This is a genomic window from Halopseudomonas pachastrellae, from assembly GCF_900114765.1.
In the GTDB taxonomy this organism is placed as follows: Bacteria; Pseudomonadota; Gammaproteobacteria; order Pseudomonadales; family Pseudomonadaceae; genus Halopseudomonas; species Halopseudomonas pachastrellae.
On record NZ_FOUD01000009.1, the window covers coordinates 150,032 to 165,362 of the forward strand.

14 protein-coding genes are annotated in these 15,331 nt (G+C 63.2%); 7 read left to right on the forward strand and 7 right to left on the reverse strand.

Annotation, left to right across the window (positions count from 1 at the left end; translation table 11 throughout):
- Positions 1-4: 4 nt before the first annotated feature.
- Entirely contained in the window at positions 5-2,890 is a 2,886-nt protein-coding gene (gene gcvP, locus BM116_RS09065; protein WP_083728852.1) for an aminomethyl-transferring glycine dehydrogenase, read from the forward strand.
- An 11-nt stretch (positions 2,891-2,901) separates the two neighbouring features.
- Here the strand turns inward: gcvP and creC are convergent, their stop codons facing one another.
- The 4 genes from creC to BM116_RS09085 form a co-directional block, all read right to left on the reverse strand.
- The gene (creC, locus tag BM116_RS09070; RefSeq protein ID WP_083728854.1) at positions 2,902-4,365 is read right to left on the reverse strand and encodes a two-component system sensor histidine kinase CreC; all 1,464 of its coding nucleotides are present in this window, start codon (positions 4,363-4,365) and stop codon (positions 2,902-2,904) included.
- A complete protein-coding gene (gene creB, locus BM116_RS09075) occupies positions 4,362-5,066 on the reverse strand; it encodes a two-component system response regulator CreB (RefSeq protein ID WP_083728876.1) in 705 nt (234 codons plus the stop codon). The genes creC and creB overlap by 4 nt, the downstream gene beginning before the upstream one ends.
- 80 nt (positions 5,067-5,146) lie before the next feature.
- Positions 5,147-5,713 (reverse strand): class GN sortase, encoded by a 567-nt coding sequence (locus BM116_RS09080; RefSeq protein ID WP_083728856.1) that lies wholly within the window; start codon positions 5,711-5,713, stop codon positions 5,147-5,149.
- Positions 5,706-7,682: a marine proteobacterial sortase target protein gene (locus tag BM116_RS09085; protein WP_083728858.1), complete on the reverse strand. Its 1,977-nt coding sequence runs from the start codon at positions 7,680-7,682 to the stop codon at positions 5,706-5,708. The genes BM116_RS09080 and BM116_RS09085 overlap by 8 nt, the downstream gene beginning before the upstream one ends.
- A 208-nt stretch (positions 7,683-7,890) precedes the next feature.
- On the opposite strand from BM116_RS09085, the gene mgtE reads away from it, so the two are divergent.
- Positions 7,891-9,513 (forward strand): magnesium transporter, encoded by a 1,623-nt coding sequence (gene mgtE, locus BM116_RS09090; RefSeq protein ID WP_083728860.1) that lies wholly within the window; start codon positions 7,891-7,893, stop codon positions 9,511-9,513.
- 8 nt (positions 9,514-9,521) lie between these two features.
- Here the strand turns inward: mgtE and BM116_RS09095 are convergent, their stop codons facing one another.
- Positions 9,522-9,932 (reverse strand): PH domain-containing protein, encoded by a 411-nt coding sequence (locus BM116_RS09095; protein WP_083728862.1) that lies wholly within the window; start codon positions 9,930-9,932, stop codon positions 9,522-9,524.
- Between the two features lie 165 nt (positions 9,933-10,097).
- Between BM116_RS09095 and BM116_RS09100 the strand changes: the two genes are divergently transcribed.
- From BM116_RS09100 to BM116_RS09120, 5 genes are read left to right on the forward strand one after another with little or no spacing between them, the layout of a single operon-like run.
- Positions 10,098-10,577 carry a MarR family winged helix-turn-helix transcriptional regulator gene (locus tag BM116_RS09100; RefSeq protein ID WP_083728864.1) on the forward strand — a complete coding sequence of 160 codons (480 nt, stop codon included), beginning with the start codon at positions 10,098-10,100 and terminating at the stop codon, positions 10,575-10,577.
- Complete coding sequence (locus BM116_RS09105; protein ID WP_083728866.1) at positions 10,574-11,635, forward strand: HlyD family secretion protein; 1,062 nt, start codon at positions 10,574-10,576, stop codon at positions 11,633-11,635. The genes BM116_RS09100 and BM116_RS09105 overlap by 4 nt, the downstream gene beginning before the upstream one ends.
- A gap of 9 nt (positions 11,636-11,644) precedes the next feature.
- Positions 11,645-12,682 (forward strand): DUF2955 domain-containing protein, encoded by a 1,038-nt coding sequence (locus BM116_RS09110; protein WP_083728868.1) that lies wholly within the window; start codon positions 11,645-11,647, stop codon positions 12,680-12,682.
- 35 nt (positions 12,683-12,717) lie between these two features.
- Positions 12,718-13,416 carry an SDR family oxidoreductase gene (locus BM116_RS09115; RefSeq protein WP_083728870.1) on the forward strand — a complete coding sequence of 233 codons (699 nt, stop codon included), beginning with the start codon at positions 12,718-12,720 and terminating at the stop codon, positions 13,414-13,416.
- Between the two features lie 16 nt (positions 13,417-13,432).
- On the forward strand, positions 13,433-13,744 hold the full coding sequence (locus BM116_RS09120) for a DUF6482 family protein (RefSeq protein ID WP_083728872.1): 312 nt from the start codon (positions 13,433-13,435) through the stop codon (positions 13,742-13,744).
- Positions 13,745-13,911: 167 nt separating this feature from the next.
- Here BM116_RS09120 and BM116_RS09125 read toward each other — a convergent pair whose 3' ends face one another.
- Both BM116_RS09125 and BM116_RS09130 read right to left on the reverse strand, forming a co-directional pair.
- Positions 13,912-14,856: a sodium-dependent bicarbonate transport family permease gene (locus BM116_RS09125; RefSeq protein ID WP_083728874.1), complete on the reverse strand. Its 945-nt coding sequence runs from the start codon at positions 14,854-14,856 to the stop codon at positions 13,912-13,914.
- A gap of 238 nt (positions 14,857-15,094) precedes the next feature.
- On the reverse strand, positions 15,095-15,331 hold a 237-nt coding region (locus BM116_RS09130), incomplete at its 5' end, for a transposase (protein ID WP_175494034.1).

Below are 15,331 nucleotides of genomic sequence, written 5' to 3' on the forward strand. Positions count from 1 at the left end.
CCCCATGAGCCACACCCCGAGCCTCGTCGAGCTGGAACAGACCGACGCCTTCATTCGTCGTCACATCGGCCCGGACGCCGCAGAGCAGCAAGCCATGCTGTCGACCCTGGGCGCCTCCTCGCTGGAAGCGCTGGTTGCCGAGACCGTGCCGCAGAGCATTCTGCGCACTGATCTGCTGGCGCTGGACGGCCCGCGCAGCGAGGCCGAGGTGCTGGACTATCTGAAGCAGGTTGCCAGCCGCAACCAGATCTTCACCTCCTGCATCGGCATGGGTTACCACGGCGCGTTGACGCCGACCGTGATCCTGCGCAACGTGCTGGAAAACCCGGGCTGGTACACCGCCTACACCCCGTATCAGCCGGAGATTGCCCAGGGTCGCCTGGAGTCGCTGCTGAACTTCCAGCAATTGACCATCGACCTGACCGGCATGGAGCTGGCCAGCGCTTCGCTGCTGGACGAAGCCACCGCTGCGGCCGAAGCGATGGCGCTGGCCAAGCGGGTTGCCAAGAGTAAGAGCAACCTGTTCTTTGTTGATCAGGATTGCCATCCGCAGACCATCTCCGTGGTGCTGACCCGCGCCGAGGCCTTCGGCTTCGACGTGGTGGTCGACGACGTCAGCACGCTGGGCGACTACGAGGTGTTCGGGGCGCTGTTCCAGTACCCGACAACCTGGGGTGAGATCCGCGACCTCAAGCCGCTGATCGAACAGGTTCAGGCGCAGAAAGGTCTGGCCTGCGTGGGCGCCGACCTGCTCGGCCTGACCCTGCTGACCCCGCCGGGTGAGCTGGGCGCCGACGTGGTCTTCGGCTCGGCGCAGCGCTTTGGCGTGCCGATGGGCTACGGCGGACCGCACGCGGCGTTCTTTGCCACCCGCGACGCGTACAAGCGTGCGATGCCGGGTCGCATCATCGGTGTGTCTGTCGATACCCGTGGCAACCGCGCCCTGCGTATGGCGCTGCAGACCCGTGAGCAGCACATTCGCCGCGAGAAGGCCAACTCGAACATCTGTACCGCACAGGTGCTGCTGGCCAATATCGCCAGCTTCTACGCGGTCTACCACGGCCCGCAGGGTCTCAAGCAGATCGCCGAGCGGGTGCAGCGCTTTACCGCGATTCTGGCTGAAGGCCTGAGTGCGCAGGGCATCGAGCGTCGCAACGCGACCTTCTTCGACACCCTGACCCTGAAGGTGCCGGGCAAGGCCCGCGAGATTCTGGAACGCGCCCGCGCCGCCCGTATCAACCTGCGCGTGATCGATGCCGATCACCTGGGCGTCAGCCTGGATGAAACCACCACCCGCGCTACCATCGACCAACTGCTGGCTGCCTTCGCCGGTGCCGCGCACGGTCAGGATATTGCCGCGCTGGACGCCAAGGTCAGCGCCACCGAGATGGGCATTCCGGCGGCTCTGCGTCGCACGTCCGCCTATCTGACTCACCCGGTGTTCAACAGCTACCACTCGGAAACCGAGATGCTGCGCTACATCAAGTCGCTGGAGAACAAGGATCTGGCGCTGAACCACGCGATGATCCCGCTCGGCTCGTGCACCATGAAGCTGAACGCCACCACCGAGATGATCCCGATCACCTGGCCGGAATTTGGTCAGCTGCACCCGTTTGCGCCGCTGGCGCAGGCCGAGGGCTACAAGCAGATGATCGACGAGCTGGAAGCCATGCTGCGCACCATCACCGGCTTCGATGCCATCTGCATGCAGCCGAACTCCGGCGCGCAGGGTGAGTACGCCGGTCTGCTGGCGATCCGCAAGTTCCACGAAAGCAACGACGAGGCGCACCGCAACGTCTGTCTGATTCCGACCTCGGCCCACGGCACCAACCCGGCCTCGGCGATGATGGCAAGCATGCGCGTGGTGCTGGTCAACTGCGACGAGCAGGGCAACGTGGATGTGGCGGACCTGCGCCAGAAGGCGGCCGACAACGCCGACAACCTGTCTTGCCTGATGATCACCTACCCGTCGACCCACGGTGTGTACGAGGAAGGTATCCGCGAGATTTGCGAGATCATCCACCAGCACGGTGGTCAGGTGTACATGGATGGCGCCAACCTGAACGCGCAGGTGGGTTTGACCCGTCCGGCCGACATCGGCGCCGACGTGTCGCACATGAACCTGCACAAGACCTTCTGCATTCCGCACGGCGGCGGTGGCCCGGGCATGGGCCCGATCGGCGTCAAGGCGCACCTGGCGCCCTTCGTAGCCAACCACCCGGTAGTTCCGCTGGATGGCCCGAACCCGGAAAACGGTGCGGTCAGCGCGGCGCCCTGGGGCAGTGCGAGCATTCTGCCGATCAGTTGGACCTACATCGCGCTGATGGGCGCCATCGGTCTGCGTCAGGCCACCTCGGTTGCGATCCTCAACGCCAACTACCTGGCCAAGCGTCTGGGCGATGCCTACCCGGTGCTGTACAGCGGCCGTAACGGTCGGGTGGCGCACGAGTGCATCATCGACATCCGTCCGCTCAAGGCGGCCTCGGGTATCAGTGAAGAAGACGTCGCCAAGCGCCTGATGGACTTTGGTTTCCACGCACCGACCATGTCCTTCCCGGTGGCCGGCACTCTGATGATCGAGCCGACCGAGAGTGAGTCCAAGGCCGAGCTGGATCGCTTTATCGACGCGATGCTGACCATTCGCGCCGAGATCCGTAAGGTTGAGCAGGGCGAGTGGACGGCAGAGGACAACCCGCTGCACAACGCGCCGCACACCTTGGCCGACATCACCGGTGACTGGCAGCGTGCCTACAGCCGTGAAGAAGCGGTGTTCCCGCAGCCCTGGGTCGCGGCCAACAAGTTCTGGCCGAGCGTGAACCGTATCGACAACGTGTACGGTGACCGCAACCTGTTCTGCGCCTGCCCGCCGATCGAGGCCTACGAAGGCTAAGATCGACCCAGTCAGGAGAGAGAGGCAGCGTCCTCTCTCTCCTGGTGGTTTCTGTTCAGCATCATCTCCACTTCCACGCCGCCTTCCGCGCGGTTATACAGGCTCACCCGGCCGCGGTGCAGTCTGGCGATTTCCCTGACAAAACTCAGCCCCAGCCCGGTGCTCTTGCGCTGGCCGTCTGGCCGCGGCAGGGAATAGAAGCGTTCAAACACCCGTCCCAATGCATAGTCCGGCACCGCCGGCCCGTGGTTGCGCACGCGCAGACTCAGGGTCGAGCCGCTGCCGGTAATCTGCAGCGCAACGGCACCATCGGGCAGGCTGAACTCGATGGCGTTGTCGAGCAGATTGCTGATCGCCTGCTCCAGCAGGAAGCGATCCCCCGCCAGTGAGCAGTCAGCGTCACATTCCAGTGTGAGCGTCAGGCCCTTGCGTTCTGCCAGCGGGCGCTTGGCCTCCAGCTCGATGGCGGCAATCTCTGCTAGATCAACTCGCTCGGTTTGCTCCAGTTGCTGGCGCTTTTCGACCCCCGCCAGTGACAACAGACGATCCACCAGCCGCTGCAGACGCAGCGACTCGCCGTCGATATTGGCCAGAAAACGCGCGCGCATGGGCTCGGGGACGTCGGCTTCCTGCAGCAGTTCGGCCGCGCCGCGGATCGCCGACAGCGGCGACTTCATCTCGTGGGTCAGGGTATGCACGTACTGCTCGACGTAGGCCTTGCCGTCAATCTCGCGGCGCATCGCCTCGGTGGCAGCGGCCAGCCGTGCCAGCTCCTTGTCGGCCAATTGCGGCGGGCTGACCCGCTCGCCGTGGCGCACCCGCTCGACGTAATCCACCAGCCGTCTGACCGAACGATTCAGCCAGAAGGCCATGCCGGCACCGAGCAGCAGAGCGCCGAACAGAATGACGCCGCCGCGCTGCCAAAAGTAGCCGTGCGCCAGGGTGATAAACGGATGCAGGCTGGCGTTGGGTTTGGCGAGCGTCAGCACGCCGGCGAGTTGATCGCCCTGATACACCGGTGCGGCGATGTACATCAGGCTGCTGGTGTCGTCATCGGGGTCGATGCGCGTGGTGCGCGCGCCGTATTCGCCGCGCAGGGTCAGGGCAACATCGCGCCAGCGCGAGTAGTCGGCGCCGATCTGGCTTGGGTCGGTGTGGTAGAGCACGGTGCCGTTTAGGTCGGTCAGGTAGATCACCAGTTCGGTGCCGGTCTTGTGGCGTGACCAGATTTGCGCGTCCAACTGGCGGGCCAGGTAGCGATTGATGGCGGTGGCGAAGGCGCTGTCTGGCGCAAAGCCCTGTTGCCAGTGCTGCTCGGCGATCTCGGCCAGCAGGTTGGCGCTGTCGACCATGACCTCCTCGCTGGCCTGGCGCACCGACGAGGGCACCTGATTGAGGATGCTGTTGAGAAACAGCACGGTGGCCAGCCCGGCGATGACGAACCACCCGAGCAGCAGCCGGGTGCTCAGGCTCATCCGTCTGCACCCGGCCGCTGCGGGTTGATGCTGTAGCCCAGTCCGCGGTGGGTCACGATCGGGTCGTGGCTCGGGAGGATGCGTTTGAGCTTGGTGCGGATGCCCTTGATATGGGTGTCGATTACCCGGTCGAGACTGGCGCCGGGGTCGGCCCAGACTGCCTCCATCAGCTGATCACGACTGAGCACGTGCTCGGGGCGGCGCAGCAGGGTGCTGAGAATCAGATACTCGTAGCGAGTCAGTTCCAGCCACTGCATGTGGTAGCGAATGCGGCGGCGTTCGACGTCGTGCAGAAACAGCTCGGCCGGCTCTGGCTGCTCGCTGGACAGCGGCTCGGCTCGGGTGCGGCGCAGGATGGCGCGCACTCGGGCGGAAATTTCTCGCGGGCTGAAGGGTTTGACCACGTAGTCGTCGGCGCCGATTTCCAGCCCGACGATACGGTCGACCTCTTCCTTGCGCGCGGTCAGAAACATGATCGGCATGGCCGAGAACTGGCGGATACGGCGGCAGACTTCGAAGCCGCTTTCGTCGGGCAGGCCAACGTCGAGTACCAGCAGGTCGACCGGGTTGTCACGCAGCCACTGCATGCCGTCGCCCGCCAAGCCGCACCAGTGCACCTCGAAGCCTTCGGTGCCCAGTGCGTAGACCAGCGCATCGGCGATGGCGGGCTCGTCTTCGATAATCAGAATCCTGTCCGGCATGGTTTGCTCTGTCCGTGAATCATCCGCCGATTGTCGCGGGTTCTCCGTGCTCAGCGCAATCATGCTAGGGGCCCGCGCAATCACGAAGCAGGTTCCTCCAGCCAGGCGGTGACCACGTAGCGCAGCGGCCCGCCGCTGGTCAGGGCGCGGAACGGGTAGCAGGTCACCAGCCGCAGTTCCGCGCGGTCGTATTGCAGCACCATCGGTTCATTGCGGCTGTCGACGATGCGCTGGGTCGCGACGCGGTAGCGGTACTCGCGCCCACTGGCATCCTGCAGGGCCAGCACCTGACCGGTCTGCAACTGCTCGACGAAGGCAAAGTGGCTGTCCTGATGACCGGCCAGCAGCAGGGTGCCGGTTTGCCCCGGCGCCACGCCGTTGTCCAGCTGGCCCGGCCCGAAGGCCAGCGCCTGACCGCTGACGCTGTCGAGTACGTAGCGGGCCTCGCCGCCGGGCGTGGTCAGCTTGGCAACCGGCCAGGTGTCGGCCCAGGGCCAGGGTTTGCTCGGCGTGCCTGCCTGCAGCTGCTCGGCCCAGGCATCGGCGATCAACCATTGAGCCAGCCACGCCTTGGCCTGTAGCCAGCTGCCTTGAGCGGCGACAGCGACGGCCCCCAGCAGCAGGGCGGCGGCAATCAGCTTACGCATGGCGCGGCTTCCAGTTGAGGACCAGGAACGCGGCGAGCAGCAGCGCCAGTGCCAGTGCCCAGAGACCAGTGAGACCGAGCGAGGTCTGCGGATACAGGCGATGGTCGACCGGGTTCAGGTTGGGCACCAGCTGACTGTCCAGCGGCTCGTCGGCGGCGCGCACCGGTTGCTCCTCGACTGCGACAAAGCTGGTAAAGCGGCTCATCAGTTGGTGTTCCAGCGCCACCGGCAGCACCTGGTCGCGGACCTCATCTTCACCGGCGCCTTGGTTCAGGCGGTCCATGGCGGCTTCGATCTTGCGGCGGGCCCACAGCTTGGCAATGCCGTTGCCCTGTTGTGGCTCGGGGATCTGCAGATGCTGCTCCCAGGCTTCCGGCTGTTGACCGTGCAGGGCGATCTTCTCGGGCAGCTGGTTGAGTTTCATGGCGATCAGCAGCGGCTGGTCGCTGTAGAGGTCGGGCAGCTTCTGCGGCCAGATTTCTGCCTCGATACCTTCTGGCAGCTCCAGCTGCAGGTGGGTCAGCACCGGTGATTCGAGTTTCTCGAACAGGCGCTCCATGGCGGCGCCGATGCCAGCCCGATCGTCGATGGAGGTGAATTGCCCGCGGCCTACTTCGGCGGCCTTGCGCAGCAGGAAGCTGTTCGGGGAGGCGCCAATGCCGACGGTAAAGACACGGGCCTGACGCAGGCGCTGCTCAATCATTTTCAGTACCTCGCGCTCGTTGCTGACCGAGCCGTCGGTGATAAAGATCAGCTGGCGCAGATAGCCGGGCTCGTTCGGTTGGGTCAGCGCGGCGCGCAGCACCGGCAGCATCTCGGTGCCGCCACCGGCGGGCAGGCCGGCTACCCAGCTGCGGGCCTCACTCAGGTTGTCTTCCGTGGCGTTGACCGGCTCACGGTAGAGCATGCTGAACTCGCTGTTGAATTCGAGCACGTTGAAGCGGTCTTCGGGCTGCAGGCGGCCAAGGGCATGAATCAGGCTGTCGCGTGCCTGACGAATGCGCTCACCCTGCATCGAGCCGGAGGTGTCGAGAATCAGGAATACCTCGCGAGGCTGGCGCTCACGGCTGACCGGCGCGGCCGCAGGCGACAGCATCATCAGCGCGTAGTGATCGTCGCCCACCTGTTCGGTGAATACGGCAACCTGGTTGCCGGCCTCGCTTGGCAGCTGCCAGTTGAGGACAAAGTCGCGATCCATCACCACCGGGTTGTCCTGCAGCGCAATGCGGTACTGGCGGCCGTCAAAGTGGCTGCTGATAGCGTGACTGGGGCTGCTGATTTCATGCAGGGCAAATCCGCTATCCAGGGTGACATGTATGTCGGCCTGATGGGATGGGCCGTCACGCCACAGGCTGCCGACAATCGGGCCTTCCGGGCTGGCAGAGCTGCCGCGTTGCGGGCGTTGCTGACCGTCCACTGGCTGGGGGCGGGCGTTGTAGCGCGGGGTCATGGTCAACGGCAGGCGCAGGCTGTAGCGGCCAGCGTCCGGTTGCAGTACTTCGGTGTAACGGATGATCACGCTGATGGTGTCGCCTGCGCCGATGTTGGCGACCGAGGTGGTGAACAGGTTGGGGCGTTCCTGCTCGACTAGGCCGGTCTGCTGGCCGTTGTCGCGGGCTTGCTCATAGGTCTTGCGGGCCTGTTCGCGCTCCTGGATCACGCCGTTGATGCGACGCTCACCGATCTCCAGCGTCATGGCGTGCACGGCGGAGCCCTCGCTGGTCGGCAACACATAGCGGCCCTCGGCAAAGGCGCCGCCGGGGTTGCTGAAGGATTGACGAATCTGCACTTCAGCGACCGGACCGCTTACCTGGACCTGCATGTCGGTATTGAGCAGCAGGGCGGGTTGCCAGCTGCCGTCGTCCGAGCGAAAGAGGAACATGCCGGTCTCGGGGCTGTCTGTATATGCCTGAATGGCGGTGCTGATGAGGCTGACACACAGCAGTAGCCAGGTGATTGCGGTTTTCATGTCGGGTCTCCCTGATGGACTATGCCGGCAGTGTCGCGACCCTGTTTGTGCTGTTTATGTGGTTTGTGTGTGGTTTGGGGCGTCTCTCAACGGTACATTATCCAAACCTGTTTGCGCCGCGCGTGATTGAGTGTCGCCACGCTACCTTTGCTAGCCCGCTTTCAGGTCTCACCCCTCTGTTTGGATCTTGCAGGAGCACCGCTTGCCTATGACTGACACCGACAGCCAAACCACCCGCACCGAGCTGGATGCCATTGTTGAGGCGTTGCACCGGGACAAGCGCAAGCGGGTGCGCAAGCTGCTGCGTGGCATGCATGTGGGCAAGGTTGCCAGTCTGCTGGAGGCGCTCGACGGACCGCAGCGCATGGCGCTGTGGCAGCACATCGATGATGACCGTGAAGAGCAGGTGCTCAAGCATCTGACGCCGCTGCTCGGTGCTCAGCTGCGCCGTGAGCCCGATACCTCCGACCTGACTGATGAAGACGAAGAGGTCGAGGGCGCAGCGACGCAGATCGCCCGCGTGCGTGATGCGCTGGAGGCGGGTAAGTTCAAGCGCGTCGGCAAGGCGTTCCGGCAGATGCACCCGGCCAAGGCGGCAGGCCTGCTCGAAGCCTTGCCGCCGGCCGAGCGCAGCAGCGTCTGGGAGATGCTCGACGCCGAGCGCGCCGGTAAAGTGCTGGTCCACCTGCATGATGAGGTACGGGCGCGGCTGGCGCTGGAGATGGATGAAGACGAGCTGGTCGCCGCAGCGCGCAAGCTCGATCTGGACGATCTGGTTGACTTGATTCAGGCGCTGCCGAGTGACAGCGGCCGCCAGCTGCTGCAGGCCATGGACGTGCGCAAGCGACAGCAGCTGATGTCGATGCTCTCGTATCCCGAGGATTCTGCCGGTGGTCTGATGAATACCGACCACCTGTCGGTGCGCGCCGACGTGCGGGTCGGATCGGTGCTGCGCTATCTGCGCCTGCTCGAAGATCTGCCCGACCATACCGACAAGGTGATGGTGGTGGATCGCAAGAATCGCTATCAGGGCGTGCTGCGTCTCAGCCGTCTGGTCACCAGTCCGCCGGAGGTGCCGGTCAGCGAGGTTATGGATGGAGACTTCCTGCCGCTGGACGTCATGCTGCCAAGTCAGGACGTTGCCCGCCGGTTTGAGGATCTGGACATTCTCTCCGCTGCGGTGGTGGATGAAGACGGGTTGCTGCTCGGTCGTATCACCGTCGACGATGTGATGGACCTTATTCGTGAAGAGTCCGAGCGCACGATGATGAACATGGCGGGTCTGGATGATGAGGCCGACATGTTTGCGCCGATTCTCACCAGCAGCCGTCGCCGCGCCGTCTGGTTGGGGATCAATCTGGTAACCGCTTTTCTGGCTGCCTGGGTAATCGGTTTGTTCCAGGGCACGCTGGAGCAACTGGTTGCGCTGGCGGTGCTGATGCCGATTGTTGCCAGCATGGGCGGCATCGCCGGCAGTCAGACGCTGACGCTGGTGGTGCGCGGTATGGCACTGGGGCAGGTTGAAGGGGGGAACGCCCGCTTACTGCTCGGCAAGGAATTGGGCATCGCCTCGCTCAATGGCGTGCTCTGGGCGCTGGTGGTGGCGGGGCTGGCGGTGGCCTGGTTTGGCAGTTGGGAATTGGGCGGGGTGATCGCCGCTGCGATCTTGCTCAACCTGCTGTGCGCGGCGGTATCCGGCCTGGCTATCCCGCTGTTGTTACGCCGCTTTGGCGTGGACCCGGCATTGGCCGGCAGCGTGATTCTGACTACGGTCACCGACGTGGTCGGTTTTCTGGCCTTCCTTGGCCTGGCGACCCTGTTCCTGCTTTGAAGCCCGGCTCAGTCGATCGGGTTACTGACGCTCTCGATGTCGCGTTTGACCTGCATGGGGTCGTCGATATTGCGGAATTTCACGTCACTGATGCCGCGGCCGGTCAACTTGACCGTGCCGTAGCCGAACATCCGCCCCCAGATACCCTGTTCGATTTCCACGGTTTCGATGGAGCTGAGCTTCATTTCCTCGGTGTGCCGGCTGATGATGCCGTTCTTGAGAATCACCCGCTTGTTGGTCACGCCCTGCTCGATCGAGCGCAGACGAAAATACTCGTACAACGCAATCAGCCAGGTCAGGCCAAAGGTGACCAGGCCGAGTACCAGCCAGCAGTACATCGGTACCTTGGCGAACCAGTGCAGTTGAAAAACCTTGTGAATGACCTCGCCGCTGGAAAGCGAGTCTTCGATGTAGGACATGCGCGGGCTCCCTTGTAGTAACTCAAACGCTGAATGTAACGAATAGACAAGCCCTGTGACAGTGGGCGCGACGGCTTGTTGCAATAATGCATCAATAGTTAGCTTGCTAAATAATGGTGAGGGCGTAGACTAATGATTAGCAAGCTAATTAATTTGAGGTGAGGCATGAGTAACAAGGCGCCTGCGCTGCACGAAACCCTGCGTCCTTCTATGGGCGCGGCCATGGGGCGGATACACCGCCTGTGGCGCAGCGCGATCAACCAGGCGGTCGGTGAGCTGGGCATGACTGAGGCTCGCTGGGCGGTGCTGCTGCACCTGGTCAAGGTGGGCGAGGGCTGCACCCAGCAGGTGCTGGCCGATGAGTTGGCTATCGAAATGCCCTCGCTGACGCGCACGCTCAATCAGCTGCAGGAGCAGGAGCTGATCGAGCGCCGCCGTGACCCGGCTGATGGTCGGGTGCATACCCTGTGGTTTACACCGGCAGGGCGTCAGCGGGTGGATGATCTGGCGGTACATGTGGCAAAGGTGCGAGAGCAGATCTATCAGGGCCTGAGCACCGAGCAGCTTGATGCCTTTGCTGAAGTGCTGCTGCAGATGGAAACCAATGTGCGCGGGATGCTGAATCCCGGGGAGGCGTCAGCATGACGCCCGATCAGATATTTGCGCGTTGGGTGCGCGCATCGCTCCTGCTGTTTGCGCTGGTGTTTGTGTACTTTCTGGCTGCCGATCTGTGGATGCCGTTGACGCCGCAGTCGCGTGTGATGCACCCGGTGGTGCGGGTGGCTCCGCAAGTCAGCGGGCAGGTGGTGTCGGTGCCGGTCACCGACAACCAGCATGTGCAGGCTGGCGAGGTGCTGTTCAGGATTGATCCGCGCCCCTACGAGCTGGCGGTGCAGCAAGCGCAACTGGCGCTGGAAGCGGCCGAGCGTGATAACGCAGGCTACGATGCCTCGCTGGCCGCGGCCGAAGCCGATGTGCGTGCCGCGCAGGTAGAGGTGAACGAGCTGTCGCGCGAGCACAGCCGGCTATCTACGCTGCTGGCCAGCCGCAATGTGTCTCAGCAGATGTATGACCAGACCCAGTCGCGCTACCAGTCGGCGCAGTCCGCCCTGTCTAGTGCCAAGGCACGGGCCGAGCAGCTGCGCGTGCAGCGCGGCCTGACCGACGAAGACAACCTGCGCCTGCGTCAGGCACGCAATGATCTGGAACGCGCCGAGCTTAACCTTGGCTATACCGAAGTGCGTGCGCAGGAAGTCGGCATCGTCTCCAACCTGCAGGTCAAGCCGGGTACCTTTGCCAGTGTGGGTGGTTCGCTGGCTGCACTGGTCAGTGATGATGCCGATGTGATCGCCGATTTTCGCGAGAAGTCGCTGGTGCACATGCAGCGTGGCGAGGCCGCAGCGGTGGTGTTTGATGCCTTGCCGGGTGAGGTCTTCGCTGCGCATGTCACCGCGGTGGATGCCGGTACCCAACAAGGCCAGCTGCTGCCTGACGGCACGCTGGCCGCGCCGGAAACCTCTGACCGCTGGGTACGCGATGCGCAGCGCCAGCGCATTCATCTGCAACTGGAGGAGCCAGCACTGCTCAGCGAGCTGCCCTCCGGTGCGCGCGCGACCGTCCAGCTCTACCCCGTAGGCGGCCTGGCTGCGCTGCTTGGTAGTACCCAGATTCGCCTGGTCAGCCTCATGCACTACATCTACTGAGGCCCGCGCATGAAACCCATTTTGCTGATGAGCAAACGCCAGCTGGACGCCAATGACGTGCGCCAGTGCCTGCGCATTGCCTTTGGCGGCACCCTCGGCTTTGTGCTGTGCAAGCTGATGGGCTGGAACTACGGCGCCTTTTTTGTCGTGCAACCGATCCTGCTGCTGGGCATGGTGCCAACGCTTAATGGCCACATCATGCGGCAGTTTATTGCCAACATGCTGGTGGTCACGCTGTCGGTGCTGGTGGTGCAGGGGCTGTTCGGCGACAAGCCGGTGCCGATGACGCTGCTGGTGGCGGGCATGTTCGCCATGCTGTTCCTGCGTATGAGCCGTGGTGCCCACTTTCTTTTCGGTGCCATGTCGATCGTCAACATGTCGATGCAGCTGCATTTTGCCAGTTACCCGACCGCGGACATCGGCGATATCGTGGCGTCCAATATCGTGTCGGTGTTCACCACCCTGGGTATCGCCATGCTGATGCATGTGCTGTTTGCCGATGTGGCACCGCGCCAGCCCCGGCAGATGCCCAGCAAGCCGCTGACCAATCAGCGTCATGAGGTGATACTGGCCACCACGGTGGCGACGCTGTCATATATCGTTTTTCAGGTGTTTAACCTGCAGAGCGGGCTGTCGGCGCAGGTGGCGAGTATTCTGGTGCTGTTCCCGCTGAACTGGAAAGGCGCCGGGCCGGCAGGCTGGAACCGCGCCTTGGGTACATTGGTTGGGTGCAACGTCGGCTTGCTGGTGCAATTTGTGCTGATGGACCACTTTGACGTGCTGCCTTTTGTGGCTGCCGGGCTGTGGGTCAGCCTGATGCTGTTTGCCCGTATCCACTTGCTGGAAGGGGGCACGGGCGCCGGCTTTGCCGCGCTGACCACCATGTCGATCCTGTTTGGCCAGTACCTCTCTCCCCGGCAAGACCTGTTCTATAGTGACCTTTATCGATTCTGGTCGCTGTCTGTTGCGGTGTTGCTCTCGCTCACGGCGGTGTATCTAATGCACCTGCTGCTGAACCGCTTCACGGCTACCCGTCTGCAGGTCTGAGGGCGGCCAGGCTAGCGTTTTAACAGGGGGTTGTCTTGCAGCTAACGTCGTTTGGCGCTGATTATCGCGCGCTGGTAGTGGGTAGTAGCGGCGCTCTGGGGCAGGCCTTTTGCCAATTGCTGCGCGAGGATCCGGGCTGCGCAGGAGTAACTGAGTTGAGCCGCGCCACCCAGCCCGGCTTCGATCTGCTGGAGCCGGCCAGCATCGCCGCTGCCGTGCAATCTCTGGCCGCGCAAGCGCCCTATCAGCTGGTGCTGATCGCAACCGGTGTACTGCATGACGCCGAGATTCAGCCGGAGAAGTCGCTCGCCGCAATAGACGCCGAGGCAATGCAGAAAGTTTTTCAAATCAACAGTATCGGGCCTGCTGTACTGCTGCAGCAGCTGCTGCCTTTGCTCGATCGCAAGGGAGCGCTGGCCGTGCTGTCGGCGCGGGTCGGCAGTATTGCCGACAACCGGCTCGGTGGCTGGTACGCCTACCGTGCGTCCAAGGCGGCGCTCAACATGCTGCTGAAAACGGCTGCCATCGAACATGCGCGGCGCTACCCCGAGGCGCGTTTGCTGAGTTTGCACCCGGGCACTGTGGTCTCGCCGTTGTCACAGCCTTTCAGAGGCTCTGCAGCGGCGCGTCCGGCGCTGCAGGCAGCCGCTGAGTTGCTGGCGGTGGTGGATAACAGCAAGGCAGCTGACAGCGGCAGTTTCGTTGCCTATGACGGCGCGTCCGTGCCTTGGTAGTCGGGGGAGTGATCACATGACGTTGGGAGAGCTGGTCAGACTGGCTGAAGCGGGGCAAGTGCGCGCGCTTGAGGTGGTGTCGCTGCCGGGGAGTCATTACCTGGTGCGCGCGCAGCTGGCAGAGCGCTGCCTGACTCTGCATGATGCCCGTGGCAGCAGCGCTCATCTGCGCTCGACTGGCGAGGTGCGAGAGCTGCTGGGCAACTGGCCTGTGCTGCAGAAGCTGCCCTGCACGCTGGTTCAGCACGTCGCCCAGGACGAGGCCTGCGCTGTGCGCAGCGGGCCGATTGAGCCGCTGCGCATGCCATTCAGGCTGGGCGCAGCCTAGGCCGGTTGAAGCACTTTGTTGTGGGCAAGCACTGATCAATTGCCCGCGTCCTCTGCTGTTCAGCCATGCAGCTGCAGCGTTGCACCGCTTGCCAACAAAGGCACTCACTCTTGGCTGCCCCAGATGTCCTGCGCCTGAGGCTATAGCTCTTGCTGAGGGCGGCTTGCTTAGCTGAGCCTGTGCAGCAGGCCGGCGTACAGCTCGATACCGATCAATACATTGAAGGGGAACGTGACGCCTAACGAGGCCAGCATCACCAGTCCGATGTCCGCTTCTTCGATAGCGTGTCGCACGGCGACGGGCGCGGCAATATAAGACGCGCTGGCGGTGAGCGTTGCCAGCACGACGGTGCTGCCGGGTGTCAGATCGAGCGCCAGGCCCGTGAACAGACCGGTCAGCGACAGCAGGGGCGGCGCACCCAAGGCGAAGGCAATCACCCGCCAGTGACGCCACTGGATCTTGCGCAGTGTTTCGGCGGCCACCAACCCCATCTCCAGTAGGAACAGGGCAAGGATTAGTGGAAACCCTTGGGTCAAGAGGGCGGTTACCTGGCTACCGTTGTCCTTGCCGTAAAGCATGCCGATCACCAGCCCGCCTACCAGCAGGATTACGCTGCGGTTGGTCAGGGTTTCCTGCCATAGCGGGGTGGCGTTGTCGTCGTGCTGCTGGTTGGCCGTAGTGAAGCGGCGATAGAGCCACAGGCCAGTGAGAATGGCGGGCAGTTCAAGTAGCACCAGATAGAGGGTTACCTGTCCGCTGGTAGCCAGACCGCGCGCCTCGGTCCATGCCAGCGCGACGGCAAAGGTGCCGGCACTGACCGAGCCGTAGTGCGCACAAAAGCTCGCGGCGTCGGCCAATGTCAGCCTGACCAGATGGCGCAGCAGCGGATAGAGTAGTAGTGGAATCAGAAAGCCGAGTGCGGTGACCGCCAGGGCTTCGCTCAGCAATGACCAGCTTAGATTGCCATGCAGGGCCATACCGCCCTTCAAGCCGATGGTCAGCATCAGTAGTAATGAAAGGATATCGTAGACCGCCTTGGGGATGGCCAGATCTGAACGCACCGAACCTGCGATCAGGCCGAGTACAAAGAACATGACAATAATGTCGGGCATTGCGTGGGTATCCTGTTGGCGGTGAGTGTAGGAAGTACTGATTTACTCCGCATGCCCAGCCTTAACCCGTCGCAGAAGGCGTGTGGCATTGGTCGGCACTTCTTTTAGGGCGGGCAAAAAAGAGCCCCGGTACCGGGGCTCTCAGACTGCTGACGAACCCCGTGTTTTCGCGGGGTTTCGTTTTTCTGGGGTGTTTGTAATGATTTTGCAGGTGTCGGGTAATTTAGCCTGCTAACCGCTAAAAACCGTCCGAGCAGCTCCATTTCCAGCCTCGCAGCCAAGTGCCGCGTCTTATCCCGGATTGCAGGCGTAAAAGCATCGCCAGCAGGCGGGCAATCTTCTTCATGTTTTGGCAGGCGGCTGCCAGCAGGCACTGTTTCATTACCTTGCGCAGCCCACGGAATCGGGCATAACGGTGCCCGTGCAGCTCCTTGGCGTCCGCAAAGCTGCGCTCGACGGTTTCCTTGCGCCTGGC